General features: G+C 56.5%; 18 protein-coding genes. 4 read left to right on the top strand and 14 right to left on the bottom strand.

The genetic code is table 11. The features are described from left to right. Positions 1 to 5: 5 nt before the first annotated feature. From ACTG20_RS20875 to ACTG20_RS20820, 12 genes are all read right to left on the bottom strand, one after another. The gene (locus ACTG20_RS20875; protein WP_194494889.1) at positions 6 to 944 is read right to left on the bottom strand and encodes a restriction endonuclease; all 939 of its coding nucleotides are present in this window, start codon (positions 942 to 944) and stop codon (positions 6 to 8) included. A gap of 190 nt (positions 945 to 1134) precedes the next feature. After that, positions 1135 to 1533: a hypothetical protein gene (locus ACTG20_RS20870; RefSeq protein WP_439987381.1), complete on the bottom strand. Its 399-nt coding sequence runs from the start codon at positions 1531 to 1533 to the stop codon at positions 1135 to 1137. 7 nt (positions 1534 to 1540) lie between these two features. Further along, a protein-coding gene (locus ACTG20_RS20865) for an IS3 family transposase (RefSeq protein ID WP_194494941.1) occupies positions 1541 to 2703 on the bottom strand; the annotation gives its coding sequence in 2 pieces (ribosomal slippage) (positions 1541 to 2448 and positions 2448 to 2703; 1164 coding nt in all). Between the two features lie 63 nt (positions 2704 to 2766). Next, entirely contained in the window at positions 2767 to 3366 is a 600-nt protein-coding gene (locus tag ACTG20_RS20860) for a hypothetical protein (RefSeq protein WP_194494507.1), read from the bottom strand. Continuing rightward, positions 3290 to 3604, bottom strand: a complete 315-nt coding sequence (locus ACTG20_RS20855; RefSeq protein WP_194494506.1) for a hypothetical protein — start codon at positions 3602 to 3604, stop codon at positions 3290 to 3292. Before ACTG20_RS20855 ends, ACTG20_RS20860 begins: the two co-directional genes overlap by 77 nt. A 75-nt stretch (positions 3605 to 3679) precedes the next feature. Continuing rightward, positions 3680 to 4150, bottom strand: a complete 471-nt coding sequence (locus ACTG20_RS20850; RefSeq protein ID WP_234915261.1) for a YagK/YfjJ domain-containing protein — start codon at positions 4148 to 4150, stop codon at positions 3680 to 3682. Between the two features lie 276 nt (positions 4151 to 4426). Beyond that, positions 4427 to 4651, bottom strand: coding sequence for a helix-turn-helix transcriptional regulator (locus ACTG20_RS20845; protein WP_158508560.1), 225 nt, complete (start codon positions 4649 to 4651; stop codon positions 4427 to 4429). Next, positions 4651 to 4836 carry a helix-turn-helix transcriptional regulator gene (locus tag ACTG20_RS20840; RefSeq protein WP_081050801.1) on the bottom strand — a complete coding sequence of 62 codons (186 nt, stop codon included), beginning with the start codon at positions 4834 to 4836 and terminating at the stop codon, positions 4651 to 4653. Before ACTG20_RS20840 ends, ACTG20_RS20845 begins: the two co-directional genes overlap by 1 nt. Before the next feature lie 132 nt (positions 4837 to 4968). Further along, positions 4969 to 5784, bottom strand: a complete 816-nt coding sequence (locus ACTG20_RS20835) for a DUF6387 family protein (RefSeq protein ID WP_155728536.1) — start codon at positions 5782 to 5784, stop codon at positions 4969 to 4971. A 168-nt stretch (positions 5785 to 5952) separates the two neighbouring features. Continuing rightward, complete coding sequence (locus ACTG20_RS20830) at positions 5953 to 7074, bottom strand: tyrosine-type recombinase/integrase (protein WP_234915260.1); 1122 nt, start codon at positions 7072 to 7074, stop codon at positions 5953 to 5955. A gap of 154 nt (positions 7075 to 7228) precedes the next feature. Continuing rightward, entirely contained in the window at positions 7229 to 7405 is a 177-nt protein-coding gene (locus tag ACTG20_RS20825) for a hypothetical protein (protein WP_005340085.1), read from the bottom strand. A gap of 506 nt (positions 7406 to 7911) precedes the next feature. Continuing rightward, positions 7912 to 9189 carry a cation:proton antiporter gene (locus ACTG20_RS20820; protein WP_194494504.1) on the bottom strand — a complete coding sequence of 426 codons (1278 nt, stop codon included), beginning with the start codon at positions 9187 to 9189 and terminating at the stop codon, positions 7912 to 7914. A gap of 216 nt (positions 9190 to 9405) precedes the next feature. On the opposite strand from ACTG20_RS20820, the gene metH reads away from it, so the two are divergent. After that, positions 9406 to 13101 carry a methionine synthase gene (gene metH, locus ACTG20_RS20815; protein WP_439987866.1) on the top strand — a complete coding sequence of 1232 codons (3696 nt, stop codon included), beginning with the start codon at positions 9406 to 9408 and terminating at the stop codon, positions 13099 to 13101. A 231-nt stretch (positions 13102 to 13332) separates the two neighbouring features. Then, a complete protein-coding gene (gene rimK / locus ACTG20_RS20810) occupies positions 13333 to 14229 on the top strand; it encodes a 30S ribosomal protein S6--L-glutamate ligase (protein WP_005340088.1) in 897 nt (298 codons plus the stop codon). A gap of 95 nt (positions 14230 to 14324) precedes the next feature. Here the strand turns inward: rimK and ACTG20_RS20805 are convergent, their stop codons facing one another. Next, positions 14325 to 15569, bottom strand: coding sequence for a sensor histidine kinase (locus ACTG20_RS20805; RefSeq protein ID WP_019446510.1), 1245 nt, complete (start codon positions 15567 to 15569; stop codon positions 14325 to 14327). Then, positions 15566 to 16234, bottom strand: a complete 669-nt coding sequence (locus ACTG20_RS20800; protein WP_194494502.1) for a response regulator transcription factor — start codon at positions 16232 to 16234, stop codon at positions 15566 to 15568. The genes ACTG20_RS20805 and ACTG20_RS20800 overlap by 4 nt, the downstream gene beginning before the upstream one ends. Before the next feature lie 88 nt (positions 16235 to 16322). Between ACTG20_RS20800 and ACTG20_RS20795 the strand changes: the two genes are divergently transcribed. Both ACTG20_RS20795 and ACTG20_RS20790 read left to right on the top strand, forming a co-directional pair. After that, a complete protein-coding gene (locus ACTG20_RS20795; protein ID WP_005340092.1) occupies positions 16323 to 16745 on the top strand; it encodes a hypothetical protein in 423 nt (140 codons plus the stop codon). An 86-nt stretch (positions 16746 to 16831) separates the two neighbouring features. Then, a complete protein-coding gene (locus ACTG20_RS20790; protein WP_194494501.1) occupies positions 16832 to 17317 on the top strand; it encodes a hypothetical protein in 486 nt (161 codons plus the stop codon). Positions 17318 to 17466: the final 149 nt, after the last annotated feature.

Here is a 17466-nt window from a genome sequence, read left to right as displayed (position 1 = left end):
GGTCGTCAATCTTCCAGAAAGTAATCCGAATCCAGGGTCTTGATGGTGAGGGTCTGGCGTGTGGTGACGCCAACGCCGTATTCGATCATCAGGGCGGCAAGACGGTCACCGTCGATCAGCACAATGCGTTTCTCAATCAGCCCGACATAGTCCTGCGCCTCACGGCTAAAGCTGGAGGTGGTAATAAAGACCCCCTTGCGGGCCTTGTGCAGATCCAGCGCACCCGCGAAGGACTGGATCTCGGGACGCCCAACGGTTTTATCGGTGTAGCGCTTGGCCTGCAGGTAGATGGAGTCGAGCCCCAACCTATCTTCCTTGATGATGCCATCGATCCCGCCATCGCTGCTGTAGCGAGTGGTGCGGGCCGCATCCTGCTGGCTGCCGCCATAGCCCATGGCCACCATCAGATCGACCACCAGCTGTTCAAAAAAGCGAGGGGAAAGGCCCAGGATCTCGGCCAACAGATCGTCGGCAAGGGAGCGGTTGATGGCAGCCAGCGCTTGTTCAATTTGCTCTTGTGGTGTGCTGGTCTGCTCGGGGACGGACGTGTCTGCTGGGGTGGCCACGGCTGGTTGCTCATTCCCGGCACCCTCACTGGCAGCGTTGGCAAACGCCACGAACTCGTTGAATTGGGCCAGATAGCGGTTGTCGATTGACTGTCCCGATACCAGTGCCACCTTACCCCGTTCGGTGATAAGGCAAATGCCCCGCTTGGGTTGTTCGATGAGCCCTGCCTTGACCAGATAGGTCTTGGCCCAGCCGACCCGGCTGCGCAGCGTGGTTTGGCGGCCACTGGGCAAGGTGTCGGCCAACTGCTCCGGGGTAAAGGCATAGTGCTGGCAAACCCGCTCGAATACCTCACGTAGAGGGCGGGCGACACCATCGGACAATACCTTGAGCACGGCAGGCATCATGGCTTCATAGCTGGGCAGGGTTTCTTTCATCGGGCGATCGGAGCAAGAAAAAACAGGGGGTTATCTTGTCACAGCGACCTGCTTGGGGCCAGTGGATGGCATCTGGAGTGTGCGGGAGGTCATTTAATAGAGGATTGCTGGTGGACTTAGCCACCAGCGCTTTCTTTTTGAGTTACCAATAGAGAGGTTTAAAATACCGAGTCGCTCTTGATATACCTCATCAGGTCCAGGCCTCAGTAACTTCAGCTAAAGGCTCTCCCCTTCTTTCGTTATCAGAGCTGCAGGCTGACATCTCATCGTCATGCTGTGGATTGAAGTCATCTTCATCGATCTGCTCACTGCTCTGTTGGGCAATTTCGGCAGCCAATGCCGCTGCAACCTCTGCTCGTCGAGTGGGTAGCCAGTCCTCAATGATCTCTTTCTGCTTGAGCATGTAAGCTTGGGCTTGCGCTTCCAGCTCGGCCTCAGATATTCCACCATCGGTATCGGTGACCGGTTCGATAAAGCCAACTTCCCTCGCAACCTCCAGTTCTAGGAATCGGGGTAACTTCAACCCTTTTAACTCCAGTTCTTGAGCTGTTTCTAAAGCGCTCCAAGCGTTCTTTTTCCGGTTCTCCATGTAGTGGTCAACTAAATCCGGACACTTGGTTAGGCCGTTCTTCGGCTTTTGCTGGCGGTATCCCGTCATTGTGTTGATGTGGACGCCGCCAGTTGTAGTAATTCATCAGGTAATAACTGATATCTCGTTTTGCCTCTCGCAAGCTCATATATCCCATAGCCGGGAGCCACTCTGACTTCAGGCTTCTGAACAACCGTTCCATCGGGGCGTTATCCCAGCAGTTGCCACGCCGACTCATACTCTGGGTCATGCGATAGCGCCACAGTCGTTGCCGAAATGCCCGACTGCCATATTGGCTGCCCTGGTCGGAGTGAAATAGCACACCGGATGGGCAACCCCGCTGCTGATAGGCCATCTCCAGTGCTTTGATGGCCAGCTCTGCATCAGGCTTATCAGACATCGCCCAGCCTACGACCCGCCGGGTATGCAGGTCGAGCACTGCGGCTAGGTAATGCCAACGACCACCGGCCCAGACGTAGGTGATATCGCCACACCACACCTGATTGGGCTGCTGGACATCAAATTCGCGGGCCAGCAGATTGGGAATGTCCGGTCGTTCAGACCGAGCGACCTGATAGCGATGAGCGCCCGGTTGCTTGGATACCAGCCCGGCTTCCTTCATCAGGTTACGTACTTTGAATCGACCAATCTGATACCCCAACTCCCGCATCATCGACATCAAGGCGCGGCTGCCCGCTGAGTTCTGGCTTTCTTTGAACAAACGGCGCAACTCACAGCGCTGTTGCATGCGCTCACGGTTAATCGTCCGCCTGCGAGCCAGATAATCGTAAAAACAGGAGGTGGGAACATCGAAGGCGCAGCAGACCAGAGTGATGGGGGCTTGCTCCCTTAATCGGTCTATCAGCGCGTACGTGTGAACTCGTCCGTCATCAAGAGAGCAGTAGCCTTTTTTAGAATGTCCTTTTCACGTTCGAGTCGATTGATACGGGCTTCTAGCTCCTGGATTTTCTGCTGTTCCGGGGTCAGAGCTTTACTAATCGGGGTTGTGCCGCAGCGTTCGGATTGGAGCTGCTGAACCCAGCGGCGCAGTACGGTTTCACCGACATCCAGTGAACGGCTGGCTTCGGGGACTGAATATCCCTGGTCGAGCACCAGGGATGCGGCTTCGAGTTTGAATTCGGCAGTAAATGAGCGACGTAATCTTGTCATTGAACACCTCAGGTCATGGTGGCGACTGTACCACCTAAAATGATGTCCGGGATGATTAGACCACTACACCAGTATCTTGATGGTTAAGTACATCCGTTCATTTTTATTGTAAGGATGCCGCTCATGTTCGGCTTGCCTGCGTCTCCATATAGCGCTCTTACGATTTCCAATAATCCGCTCCAGTTCCGACAGTCGCTGTGCCGGGGCCATTTCAGCCTGCATGATGGCCATTGAGAGTGGCATCGGCGTTTCGGTGCCGGGGTAGTACCACACCTCCCCATTGGCGTAGTCGTCCTTAACTTGCTGAACGGTATTGTCCTTGCATCGATAAAGCTGAAGATAGCGACCGCAAGCCAGTACCAGCTCTCCATCATCCCCAGCTAATTCGATCGCTGCTTTCAGAAGGTCATCATCCAGATTTATGGATGATACATACCCACCAGTATGGTTTTGTGCTGTCAAAGGCTCCATATACTGGGCCATCTTGTTTCCGAAATCGGTTATCCATTCATGGTGATCATTTTCTGTATTTTCGACCAAGGGTATTGTTGTGTGTGAGTGATCGCTGTTGTGTGTATAAGCCTCTTCATTTCGGAGTGCTTTTTTTTCTGTATCTTCTTGATTTTGTTGTTTTTGATTCTTTTTCTGTACCGACTGATGCATAGGGCTCTGTGGCGGTGAGAGCGCTTGGTAAGTGATCATTCCCTGTAGAATGATCACTTTGTCGCTGACTCTTGGATTGCTGCGCCACGTTACCTTTAACTGCGCTTTTTACTCCACGCATGGCCCGGCGAGCTGTAGAGGGGTTTAAGCCAAATAGGGCTGCATAGGCGGCCAACGTGAGTTCTGGGTACTCCTCTAGATACCGCTTTTTGTGTTCTTCCCAATCATGCTTTGTCATCCAAGATCCTCGCTCATTACTCAATTTCAATACCCCGCGTAGTTGGGGGCGTCGTATCTTTTACACTTGCGGCATTTAATGCATCCTGATGCTGCGGCTGATCTGGTAGTCCTTGACGGCTGGTGGCCGATCTCCTTTTGTTTCTGCCTTGGCCAAATAGCTCAAGCGGTAGATCAGCAGCCGATGCTCGTCTAGACGGTCATGGTGAACGTGATAAAACGGGTTTTCAGGTAGTGAAAGATAACCATATGTCCATTCCGCTTTGGCTAAACGGTAAACATTGTCTGAGTGTTTAACCTTTTGCCCATCAAGTAGCAGTGCCAGGTGGTAGTGCTGGACTTTTGACCTTGCTTTCTCTCTGACCCAGATATAGCCGTGGTAGCAGGGACCATAATGTCGGATCAGTTTGGGTTTAAGCTGTTTGAAGAAATGGCTGATTGGCAGGTTGTCTATTGTCCCCTGCTTCATTTTTAGCTCCATACGAATGGCGGTAAGCTTGCTGGTTTTGCTGAAGAACTTTTCTAGTAATTGAAAAATGCCATCCATGATCTCTCGCCTGATATGGATGTGATTGATTACGGCCCAAGCATGGCCTTGATACTCATAGTTGAGGGGCAATGTTAAAGACGAGTTATTATTAATATTGGGCATATATTATTAATATCCTAGCGGTTCGGGTGAATACCGAAGACAGCTACCCCCCGTCATTGATGGTCGGACGGCTTTTCTGTGGAGTTTTCTGATTCAGAAAAAACGGCTTTAATGTTCCAGTTTGTTACATTAGGTGCCAAATAAAGGAGGCGATTGCCTCCTATTGTGGCTTCAGTGTGCCGTTAACCAAGCTTCAATCTGCTGCCTGGTCCATCCCATGACCCGCCCGTTGTTATGCTTAAGCGGTGCGGGAAGTTTGGATAATTCGATCCAGCGATAGATCGTCGTTCTTGAGCATCCCAGTACTCGTTGCAGGTCTTTATGCTTGAGTATTGGTTGCAGCGTGCCGCTATCTGCAGCGGCTAGACTGCGATAGCTAAATGGAGCTCTAGCCATTATTGCCCCTCCATCAGCTCTGCTACCCATTTCTGGTAAACCGATTCAGGCCACCCTACGGTTTTACCGTGAACCTTAATCGGTTCAGGAAACACGCCATCGCGAACCCATGCCCACAGGGTTCGACGATTGCGTCCGACAAGTTCACAAACTGCTGTAATGGATAGGATTTTTTGAGAAATCATTGCTCACCTCGTCTCGTTTGATTTGATAGAGGCAATGTTAGCGAGACGGATTTTTTACACCTCCGAAAAACAGACAGATAAAATTTCGGAAAGTTGGTTTAAAAGTGAGCGGCGAATTTGTAACTTACTGATTTAACTCAATTCATGTTTGACAATCTTAGTTCCATGTCCCAGATCACACCATCTTCTGATGGCATCTTGATAGTCGTGTTCGGCAAATTTAAGTGCATTTGGCCGCCGAGTATCACTGATGTGCTTGGCTGTTATCGGATTGTCTGGATTGCCCAGGTGGCTGGGGTACAGGATGTCAGCTAATTGCTCATCCGTGTATTGGAAGCCTTTATGGCGAGCCCAGAGCATCAAATCCAGCATTGGAATGATGTTTTGTTCAATGATGTTCTTGATGATGCTGTTGCGCTTAGATTGATTTGGCTGTGGATAACCAAGTTGTTCCCGCCATATAGGGAGTAATGCCTTCAGGTCGGCAAGAATATCCTCATCTGCAGCGCTGAGATCAATATTATTCAGCACTTGTGTTACATGATGTGGCATTGCCGCCGCGACACTGGCATGCAGGTTAACCAAAGCTGGCTCCCCGTTAGCAAACCTATCTTTTTCGTCCTGAATCGTTGCAGGAAACTGCTTTTCTATCAGTTGATGTATGTTGTCCAACTCCATAATCGAGATGGGCCGAATGGATTGAGACGGTGGCAATTGAGCATCGGATTGTGCCTCTAAAACACGGTTTCGTGGTTCATGAAACAAACAAATCTGACCAGAAGCTAGTCGTGTAATCAGGTTTGATAGATCGCAAAAATGCGTCAACTTATAGGCTCTGTAAAAGGCTTCTTCACATAGTTGGTTGTTCGTTACTTCCAGTAAAACCGCGTATGAATCTAGTTTGAACCAAGTTGGGGGGGGGCGGGTTCGTTCTTTTCTTGTCGCCATGGATGAGCCCTTGAATATAAATAGTGCGATAAAAAGTTGTTGGATTTACATACAGTTGATTATTGTCTACCTGCATGGCGAAGGGGGGTGACATTATCGCAGGTGGGACAATCCCAGATCATTGACTGCCATAGTTCCAGCGCAACTTTCTGTTCTGACAGGCGATGATCATGGATGTAGTGGCTCATTACACCTTATAAGGCTATGGCCCGAGATGATCTCGATAACATGGGGCGCAATGCCTGCTGCAGTGAGATGGGTGGCTAGAGAGCGTCGCAGGTCGTGAAAGGTCCAAAAGGGGGTGTGACCAAGCCGCACGGATAATTTATGGCCATAGGTGGACACAGTATTCAGTTTCTTCAGCGAGCCGAGGAGATAGTGGGTTTTGTTCTGTTTCGCTTGAGCGATTAGTTCGGCTATCACTGGTTTGATCTGTTCTGGTATGGCGCGAACAATCTTGTGATTTGTTTTTGAGTGTTCGATTGGAACAGTCCATATCCCAGCGGACAAGTCCCACTCCGTGATATGAGATTCCCGTACTTCTCCCGTTCTCGCGCCAAAAGTCAGTAGCAAGAGCGATAGTGCACGATAGTAGGAGTTGGAGGAGGGGCTTTTTATCCACTCCATGAGAGTGTGGATTTCCGTGAGGCTTAGAACACGATCCTTTTTCCCACCTCGTTTACCTACATCCGCAATGGTCAGGTCATTGAGTGCGTCAGAGAATGCGTAGCGCCGAACACGGCAATACTTCAGTGCTTGTTTTGAGATCTGGAAGAGCATGCCAGCAGAAACAGGCGCCTGCTTGTTGCATGCATCAAAGACCACCAGCCAGTGTCTGGCTTCACAATCGACTAGGGGGAGATCGCCTATCTTGGGAAAGAGCCACTTTTGGAACAGTTGCCTGATTTTTGGGGCGTTCTTCCTGTTCTGGGCAGCGTAGTTATCAAGCCAGTAACAAATCGCATCTTTTACCGTCACTGGTTTTAGCCGTTCTTCTTTGGCCAGTTTGAGCATCAGTGCTGGATTGTGGCCTGCGGCTAACCATCCTTTGCACTGTTCTGTCTTTCGACGAGCTTCTTCAAGGTCGATCCCTGCGTTGTTGTTGGTGAACTTCCCCAGGGTGACTTCCAGATTTTTGCCATCGAAGCGATAGCGAAAGACAAAGCTTACCTTTCCGCTCGGATGCCAGAACGCATTTAACCCATCTCCGCGGTCAACCTTCCGGATTGGCTTGGAGCCATCATGCTTGGTGCCAAGCATTTTTCTGAGCGAGGTGATCCCTAGTGCCATTTCAAAACCCCACTAAACCCCATAAAAAACCCCACATATGTATCCCTAACTGATATCACAACCCATCACAAGATAGGACGATGATTCTCACTGGGCCTTATATATCATGGGGCTTTAGGAGGCAAGGCGGGTTTTCTTTGGACGAGGTGAAACGTCAGTTGAGGTCTTCGATGGAGAACTCGCCAGCGATACCATCACAGGAGATGGCGAAACCGCCGCTGAAGCGGGTGCTGAACTGGATCAGAAACGCATCATTGTCGTGCTCTTGCACAGGCAGGTTGATGGGCTTGCTGCGACGCAGGGGCTTGTGTGTTTGTACTGCTTTCATCATGGTATTTCTCTATATAAATTAAGTGTTTGCTCCTTGTATTGGCAAATGTCAGGTCAATGGGCGCGGTCGATTGGGTGAACGACAAGCGCGCAGGAATACCCAGCCCGGTTAAGGGGCGTCTGCACTTTCAAGGAATATGCTGATGCATAAATCAAATTGGGTGGGCAGATCGGGTCTGCACCGTGAGAGCCGGGCAACGCAGGCAGACAGCCTGACGGTTCTCAAGGCGAGTAAATCAGAAGAAGGTTATGCGGGTACTGGCAGGATTCATCGTGAGGTGAAGCATTGCAGGGTAAACATAAACAGGGCTGATTAACTAGCCGACGCGCATTCTCTCCTCGAAATGAATAAAAAGCAAACAATAATTTGCCGATGTTGAAGTCAGTACGCTTTTCCTCTGTGTAATCAAGGCGCTATCAGCAGCAAATATTCGCAACTATCCGCCATAACAAGAGGGCTCCCGACGGGAGCCCTCTCTCATTCTGCAATCAGCACAGTGGGCCGACTCAGTAGTCGCCACAGGCCTTCTTGGCAGCCGTGATCATCGGGGTGATGGTCATGCCTTGCACCACGATGGAGAACATCACCACCGAGTAGGTCATCACCAGGATGACCTGACGCAGGTCAACGCCATGTTCCGGGATCATCATGACGCCGGAGGGGAGTGCCAGTGCCATCGCCATCGCCAGACCACCGCGCAGGCCACCCCAGGTGAGGATCCGCACCGAGAAGGTGTTGTAATTGCGGAATCGGCGGAAAGCCACATAGGGCAGCGACACGCTGATAAAGCGGGCACCCAGGCAGAGCGGCACCGCGATGACCAGCAGGATCCAGTCACGCCAGGCGAGATCCAGCAGTACCAGCGCCAGACCGATCAGCAGGAACAGCAGGGCGTTGAGGAACTGGTCCATCAACTCCCAGAAGTGATCCAGGTGATGGCTGCTCTGCTCGGAGAAGCCGGAGTGACGGGTCCAGTTGCCGATCATGATGCCGGTGACCACCATGGCCAGTGCGCCGGAGACGCCGATCATGTTGGCAAAGGCGAAGCCGGCAGTCGGGATGCAGAGGGTCAGCAGCAGCTCCAATGAACCGTCATCGGTGGCGCTGATCATCACGTGGGCGATGAGGCCCAGCACGGCGCCGAACAGGATGCCACCGAGGGCTTCGTGCAGGAACAGACCGGCCACGCTACCGAAGGTGGGCTCGACACCGCCAAAGGCGACGGCAAACACGGTAGCGAAGATGACGAGGCCAACACCGTCGTTGAAAAGGGATTCCCCTTCGATCTGGATGGCAATCTGGGGTGGCGCTTTCATCTTCTTGACGATGGCCAGTACGGCAATCGGGTCAGTGGGGGAGATCAGCGCACCGAACAGCATGCAGTAGACCAGCGGCAACTCCCAGCCCAGCAGCTTGGCGATAAACCAGAAGCCGTAGCCGATAAGGAAGGTCGAAAGCAGGGTGGCCACGATAGAGAGAATAGTGATCTCCCACTTCTGGCTACGCAACGCCTTGAGGTTGATGCCAAGACCACCGGCGAACAGCAGGAAGCCCAGAATCCCTTTCAGCAGGAAGTTCTGGAAGTCGATGCTCTCCATGGTCTTGACGGCCAGAGGTTCCAGATTGAACCAGCCCAGTTTGCCAAACAGCACCAGCAGTGCGGAGATCAGCATGGAGCCCGCAGTAATGGCGATGGTGGTCTGGATCTTCACAACATACTGGTTGGCAAAGGCGATAAAAATCGCCAACGCTGCCAGAAAACAGAGTGTGTAGTAGACGCTCATAGTTATTTTTTTCTCGTTGGTAGACAGCAAGCACGTATCCCTATGCAGGACGGGCATAGGTTACTCTCGGGCCCTATGTTACTCATTACCCATAAATGAGTATATGGTGGTGTGTTTGGACTGATAGACGGCTAGATTTCCATTTTATTTGTTTGCTGTTAGGATGCTGTTTACGCAGTTGCATGGATGTAAGAGGAACACGCGGTGTCGAACGTAATGTCGAGCAGAGAGCCGAGCAAGCAGTCGGACGTAACAAAGAAGCTGGAAGCCTGCCTCAGGGAGCGGATCCTGATCATCGACGGGGCCATGGGCACCATGATCCAGGGCTACAAGCTGGGGGAGGCCGATTATCGGGGTGAGCGGTTTGCCGACTGGCATACCGACATCAAGGGCAACAACGATCTGCTGGTGCTGACCCGTCCGGCGGTGATCCGCGAGATCCACGAGCAGTATTGTGCTGCCGGGGCCGACATTCTCGAGACCAACACCTTCAACGCCACTCGCATCGCCATGGCCGATTACGAGATGGAAGAGTTTTCCGCCGAGATCAACCGTGAAGCCGCCCGTCTGGCTCGCGCCGTGGCAGACGAGTGGACGGCAAAAGACCCCGCCAAGCCGCGTTTTGTAGCAGGGGTGTTGGGCCCCACCAACCGCACCGCCTCCATCTCGCCGGATGTGAACGATCCCGGCAAGCGCAACGTCACCTATGACCAGCTGGTGGCCGCCTACACCGAATCGACCCATGCCCTGATCGAGGGTGGCGCCGACATCATTCTGATCGAGACCATCTTCGATACCCTCAACGCCAAGGCGGCCGCCTTCGCGGTGGAAGGGGTGTTCGAGGAGCTGGGTTACAGCCTGCCGGTGATGATCTCCGGCACCATTACCGATGCCTCCGGCCGAACCCTCTCCGGTCAGACCACCGAAGCCTTCTACCACTCGCTGCGTCACGTAAAGCCGGTGTCGTTCGGCCTCAACTGTGCGTTGGGGCCCGATGAGCTGCGCCAATATGTGGAGGAGCTGTCTCGCATCAGCGAATCCTGCGTCAGCGCCCACCCCAACGCCGGTCTGCCCAATGCGTTTGGCGAGTACGATCTCGATGCCGTCGAGATGGCGGAGCATATCCGCGAGTGGGCCCAAAGCGGCTTCCTCAACTTGGTCGGTGGCTGCTGCGGCACCACCCCGACCCATATCCGCGCCATGGCCGACGCCGTGGCGGGCATCAAGCCGCGCGTGCTGCCCGAGCTGCCGGTAGCCTGCCGCCTGTCGGGTCTCGAGCCGCTGATCATCACCCCCGAGTCCATGTTCGTGAACGTGGGGGAGCGCACCAACGTTACCGGTTCAGCCAAGTTCAAGCGGCTGATCAAGGAGGGGCTCTACGACGAGGCGCTCGATGTTGCCAAGCAGCAGGTAGAGAACGGCGCCCAGATCATCGACATCAACATGGACGAGGGGATGCTGGACGCCGAAGCGGCCATGGTGCGCTTCCTCAACCTCATCGCCGGTGAGCCGGATATCGCCCGGGTGCCTGTGATGATCGACTCCTCCAAGTGGGAGGTGCTGGAAGCGGGCCTCAAGTGCGTGCAGGGCAAGCCGGTGGTCAACTCCATCTCCATGAAAGAGGGGGAGGAGAAGTTCATTCAGCAGGCTAAACTGCTGCGCCGCTACGGCGCAGCCGTCATCGTGATGGCGTTCGATGAAGCGGGTCAGGCCGATACCCGCGCCCGCAAGTTCGAGATCTGCCAGCGTGCCTACCGGATCCTGGTGGATCAGGTCGGTTTCCCGCCGGAAGACATCATCTTCGACCCCAACATCTTCGCGGTGGCGACCGGCATCGATGAGCACAACAACTACGCGGTGGACTTCATCGAGGCGGTGAAGGACATCAAAACGCACCTGCCCCACGCCATGATCTCCGGCGGCGTCTCCAACGTCTCGTTTTCGTTTCGTGGCAACGAGCCGGTGCGGGAAGCCATTCACGCCGTCTTCCTCTACCACGCCATCAAGAACGGTATGGATATGGGGATCGTCAACGCCGGTCAGCTCGCCATCTATGAAGACATTCCGGCGGAGCTGAAAGAGAAGGTCGAGGCGGTGGTGCTCAACCTCAATGACAACGCCACCGAGGAGCTGCTGGCCATCGCCGAGAAGTATCGCGGTGCCGGTGCACAGGCTGAGGATCCGCGGGATCAGGAGTGGCGCAGCTGGCCGGTGGGCAAGCGGCTGGAGCACGCACTGGTCAAGGGGATCACCGACTTTATCGAAGAGGATACCGAAGAGGCGCGCGCTGGCGCCGAGAAGCCGCTGCATGTCATCGAAGGGCCGCTGATGGATGGCATGAACGTGGTCGGCGACCTGTTCGGGGCGGGCAAGATGTTCCTGCCGCAGGTGGTGAAATCGGCGCGGGTGATGAAGCGGGCTGTGGCCTATCTGCAGCCCTATATCGAGGCGGAAAAATCGGGCGGCTCCAGCAATGGCAAAATCGTGCTGGCCACCGTCAAGGGTGATGTGCACGACATCGGCAAGAACATCGTCGGGGTGGTGCTGCAGTGCAACAACTTCGAGATTGTCGACCTCGGGGTCATGGTCTCCTGCGAGATGATTCTCAAGACTGCGCGGGAGGTCGGCGCCGATATCATCGGGCTGTCGGGTCTCATCACCCCGTCGCTGGACGAGATGGTGCACGTGGCCAAAGAGATGGAGCGTCAGGGCTTCAAGCTGCCGCTGCTGATCGGCGGTGCTACCACCTCCAAGGCGCACACTGCGGTGAAGATCGAACAGAACTACTCGGAGCCCGTGGTCTATGTCTCCAACGCCTCCCGTGCGGTCGGGGTGGCCCAGAGCCTGCTTAGTCCGGATCTCAAGGAGGCGTTTGTCGCCCGCATCGACAAGGAGTACGAGATCGCCCGGGATCAGCATGCCCGCAAGCAGCCGCGCTCCCGCCCGGTCAGTCTGGCCCATGCCCGCGCTAACCGGCATCAGCTGGACTGGGTTGGCTACCAGCCGCCGAAGCCCAACGAGCTCGGGGTGCAGAAGTTCGAAGATGTGCCCATTTCGGTGTTGCGCCCCTACATCGACTGGACACCGTTCTTCCTCAGCTGGGAGCTGGCGGGCAAATTCCCGCGCATCCTCGAGGACGAGATCATCGGCGAGGAGGCGACCAAGCTGTTTGCCGACGCCAACGCCATGCTGGACCAGCTGGAAAAAGATCAGAGCGTGCGCTGCGCCGGGGTGGTCGGCCTGTTCCCGGCCAACGCGGTAGGGGACAGCATCGAGGTCTACAGCGACGAGTCGCGCAGCGAAGTGCGCAAGGTGCTGCATCATCTGCGCCAGCAGAGCGAGAAGCAGGGCTTCCCCAACTACTGTCTGGCGGACTATGTGGCGCCGAAAGAGAGCGGCAAGCCCGACTGGATCGGCGCCTTCGCGGTGACCGGCGGTATCGGTGAGGAGGCCATCGCCAAGGCCTACAAGGCGCAGCACGATGACTACAACGCCATCCTTATTCAGGCGGTGTGCGACCGTCTGGCCGAGGCCTTTGCCGAGTACCTGCACGAACAGGTGCGCAAGGTGCACTGGGGTTATGCCCCGGACGAGGCCCTCAGCAACGAGGAGCTCATTCGCGAGAACTATCAGGGTATCCGCCCGGCCCCCGGTTATCCGGCCTGCCCGGAGCACACCGAGAAGGGGAGCATCTGGGAACTGCTGGAGGTGGAGCAGGCTATCGGCATGCAGCTCACCGAATCCTACGCCATGTGGCCGGGGGCGGCGGTGTCGGGCTGGTACTTCTCCCATCCCGAGAGCAAATACTTCGCGGTGGCGCAGATCCAGCAAGATCAGGTGGAAGATTACGCCGTTCGCAAGGGGATGACGCTGGCCGAGGCCGAGCGCTGGCTGGGGCCAAACCTGAACTGACTCCCGCGTGACACCGGTTGATCTTTAACGAGAAACGGCGGCATCCTTGCACGGGTTGAACAACCTGCGCAGAGCCGCCGTTTAACCTGTTGGTCACAGTGATGTGGTAGCGTGCGGTTTGGTGTGGTTTGTCTTGTTGTCAGGATAAACAATTGGCGTTGTCTTGGCGCTGTGGCACCTTATACTCTCCCGCCCCATCCTGCCCAGGCACAGCCTTCTAGCGGAATTGTCATGAAGATCGCCATTTTATCCCGTGAGCCGAAAAACTACTCCACCCGCCGTCTGGTCGAGGTGGCACAGGCGCGCGGTCATCAGGTAGAGGTGCTCGACACCCTGCGCTGCTATATGAATATCGCTTCCCACAACCCCTCCATTCACTACGAGGGTGGGGAGCTGGGAAGCTATGACGCCGTGATCCCGCGGATCGGGGCCAGCATCACCGCCTACGGCACCGCCGTGCTGCGCCAGTTCGAGATGATGAACACCATGGCCCTCAACAGCTCGGTGGCCATCAGCCGTTCCCGCGACAAGCTGCGGGCGATGCAGCTGCTCTCCCGCCACGGTATCGGCCTGCCCATCACCGGCTATGCCCACAGCACCCACGACGTGCCCGACCTCATCACCATGGTGGGCGGGGCGCCGCTGGTGGTGAAACTGCTGGAGGGAACCCAGGGGATTGGCGTGGTGCTCTGCGAGACCCAGAAAGCCGCCGAGAGCGTGATCGAAGCCTTCATCCAGACCAACAACAACATTCTGGTGCAGGAGTATATCCGCGAGGCCAATGGCGCCGATATCCGCTGTCTGGTGGTCAACGGCAAGGTGGTTGCCGCCATGCGCCGTCAGGCCCAGCCGGGGGAGTTTCGCTCCAACCTGCACCGTGGCGGTACCGCCGAGGCGATCAAGATCACCCCGGAAGAGCGCGCAACCGCGGTGCAGGCCGCCAAGATCATGGGGCTGGATGTGGCGGGGGTGGATATCCTGCGCAGTGCCCGCGGCCCGCTGGTGCTGGAGGTCAACTCCTCTCCCGGTCTGCAGGGGGTGGAGGCGGCTTCCGGCAAAGATGTGGCCGGCAAGATCATCGAGTTCCTCGAACTCAAGGCGAGCCGCAAGAACAAACCGGCGGAGTGAGCCTCAGGCTTGCATCTGCCAGATAAAAACAGGGCGCCCTCGGGCGCCTTGTTGCTATCTGGCTGGTGGGTTGGCGGTGCCACTGCGCTCTCACCCTAACCCTCTCCCAAAGGGAGAGGGAACTGTTCGGCAGTGATCATCGCCAGCCGGGCGCTGAATACGCCATCCTCCAGCCGGGTATCGATCTGCCAGCCCAGCTTCTCGCAGATGCGCTGGATGATGGTGAGGCCACAGCCGTAGCCGAGGATCTGATCCGGCGCCGCCGCCGTCGGGTTGCTGATGGTGAGCATCGGGCCGCACAGCTCGATGTCGATATGTCCCTCGGCATAGCTCAGGGCATTTTTCAGCAGGTTGCCGAGGGCAATGGCGAGCAGGGAGAGGGGGGCATTTACTTCGCTGCTCTCGTCCAGATTAAGCCGGATATCGAGTGCCTCCCGCTGCAACAGCGGAGCGAGGCGGGCCAGCTCCTGACGGATCAGTGGGGTCACCTGTTGCAGTGGTCGCTCCACAGCCTCCTTGCGGCCCAGTAGCAGGAAGGTCTCGGTGAGCAGCGCCATCTCGTCGGCGGCGGCGCGGATGCGGGTGGTGGCGCGTGCGGCCGGTGCGGGCAGATCCGTCACCTTGCCGAGCAGGGCCGCCGAGCCCTGGATCACCATGTTGGGGGTGCGTAGCTCGTGGCTGGCGAAGCGACTGAACTCCTGCTCGCGAGCGAATACGGCGCTCACCTCCTGCTTGCCGGCTAGCAGCGCCAGCTCGATGTCCCGCAGCTCCTGCCAGGGGGCGTCGGGTTCGAAATCCGCCTGATCCGGGGTGAGGTGGGCGACCCTCTGTTGCAGCCGTTGCAGCGGCCCTGTGATATGGCGTACCAGCCAGATGCCGAAGCCGAGGCAGCCCAGCAGCAGGGTCACCCCGATCAGTCGGGTGGCCAGATGCAGCTTGTCTTCGTAGGGGTCCAGGTAGTCGTCGGCGTCGTCGTTGAACACCAGATAGAGCAGTCCCTCGCCGGAGGGGTGACGGGCCACCAGAAAGTGTTTGTCCTCCTTGCCCAGCTGGTGCTCGAAAAAGCCGGGGGTCTGGTAGGGCTTCAGCCATTTCGGCAGGCGGCCCGCCTCGGTCCAGTAGCTGGAGAACTGTCTGGGGCTCGGGGCAGCGGCGGCCGGGCCGAGTCGCAGCCAGTCATCGCTATAGCGGGTTACTTCGGCTTCCAGCCAGTGGCGCAGGCTCAGCTCCTCCATCTTGTCTTCGGCCACCAGCATCAAGCCGGAGAGCAGGATCAGCAGCACCACCCCGGCGCCGCCGAGCGCCATGATCAGGCGGCGACGCAGGCTCGGCAGGCTCATGCGCTCACCAGTCGGTAGCCCTGACCGTGCAGGGTCTCCAGCATGGGTGTGGGGAAGGGTTTGTCCAGCGCGTTGCGCAGGGCGTAAATGTGGCTGCGCAGGGCATCGGAGTCGGGCTCCTCATCGCCCCAGACGGTGTCGAGCACCTCCTGACGGCTGACGATGGCGGGGGCGCGGCGAGCCAGCAGCGCGAGGATTTGGAACGGGATCTTGCCGAGCTTGAGGGGCTCACCGGCGCGGGTGGCGCGGCCGCTGGCGACATCGACCGTCAGATCGCCAAAGCTGATGACCCCCACATCGCCGCGCGGGCCGCGCAGACTGAGGGCTTGCAGCCGCACCTCCAGCTCCTCCATGGCGAACGGCTTGACCAGATAGTCATCCCCTCCCGCCTTGAAGCCTGCCAGCTTGTCTTCCAGGCTGTCGCGGGCGGTGAGAAACAGTACGGGAGTGGCAATCCCCTGCTCGCGCAGGCGCGCCACCGTGCTGAGGCCATCGAGGCGCGGCATCATCACATCCATGATGATGACGTCGAAACGCTGATCCTCCAGCAGTTGCAGCGCCGCCTGACCGTGATAGGCACAATCGAGGCGGTGACCGGCCAGCTCCAGATAATCCATGATGGTTTCCGCCACCTGAGGATTGTCTTCCACTACCAAAATCTTCATGCTTTGCTCTCCTGGTTGGCGAGCGTTTCACGCTCTTTTCACACCGGATTCGGCATCCTGTTTGCCAGTGTAACCCCGAGGATCCCTGATGAAGAAGTCTCTCTGCGCCCTCCTGTTGCTGATCTTGTTGCCACTTGGCACCGCACAGGCGACCGAATTCAAACTGACCGGCCGCACCACCTGGCAGCTTGGCCAGTTGATGGTCAACGGCATGCCGTTCGTGATCGACGACCAGACTCGTTTCAAGGATTGGCTCAACGAGGATGACCTCGGCGGTACCTGGGTCGAGATGAAGGGGGTGGTGGAGAACGGAGTGCGCTATGTACGCAAGGTCGAAGCCCTCGACGAAGATGACAAGGACGAGATGGATCTGGAAGGGCCGGTCGAAGGGGGGCGGATCTGGGGCTACACCACCTCGGACAACAGTCTGGCGCCATTCGAAGGGCGCTGGCTCGAGCTGGAGTGCAAGTTTGACGGCATGCGCCTGAGCCGCTGCCGCGAGGATGACTGATCCGATCTCTGCGTTCCGATTAGAAATGCTCCCGAATGAAGCCCATGCTTGTCCAGCATGGGCTTTTTGTTCAGGGACGAACGAAGATGGAACAATCGAGAAAGTGGTGTGCATGGATGCTGGGTGTGCCGCTCTGGGCGGCGCAGGCGGGAGCCGACGAATTGTGGCTGGTGGAGCTGGAGCACAGCGACGGCATCCGCCTGCAATTTCAGGGGGCCGAAGTGGAGCAGGGCAGTGCCGCCGTCTGGCGGCAGGGGGAGATTTGGCCGCAGCCACTCAAACCCGGCGACCAGCTCGCTCTGCTGGTGGCTGATGGCGTTGCCACCCGCATTGAGCTGCTGGCCGCCAGAGCTCCGCTGGCCAATCAGCCCTGGCAGCGGGCGCAAGATCGCCTGCAATCCTTTGATGATCGGCAGCTCACGCTGGCTACCCTGGGCACTGTGCGACTCAATCCACAGGTGCGCTGGGTCAACGGTTCGGCCGCCGATCTGCATGCCGGGAGCGAGCTGGTATTGATCCGTTCGGCGGATGGAATATTGCAGGGAATTGAAGTGATCAATCCGGAAGAGTAATTCAGCATCTTCTTATTTAATATGGTTTCACCATATTGTGGCAGCCATTAAATAATGGCTGCCACAATATTTATGATTTATTCCTCAATAAAGTCATCGCTCTAATTATTTTCTTATACCACCATTATTTTGTTTGTCATGGATGTTTT

The organism is Aeromonas sp. 84A, from assembly GCF_051919345.1.
Taxonomy (GTDB): domain Bacteria; phylum Pseudomonadota; class Gammaproteobacteria; order Enterobacterales; family Aeromonadaceae; genus Aeromonas; species Aeromonas veronii.
This window is presented reverse-complemented; position numbering and strand designations above follow the sequence as displayed.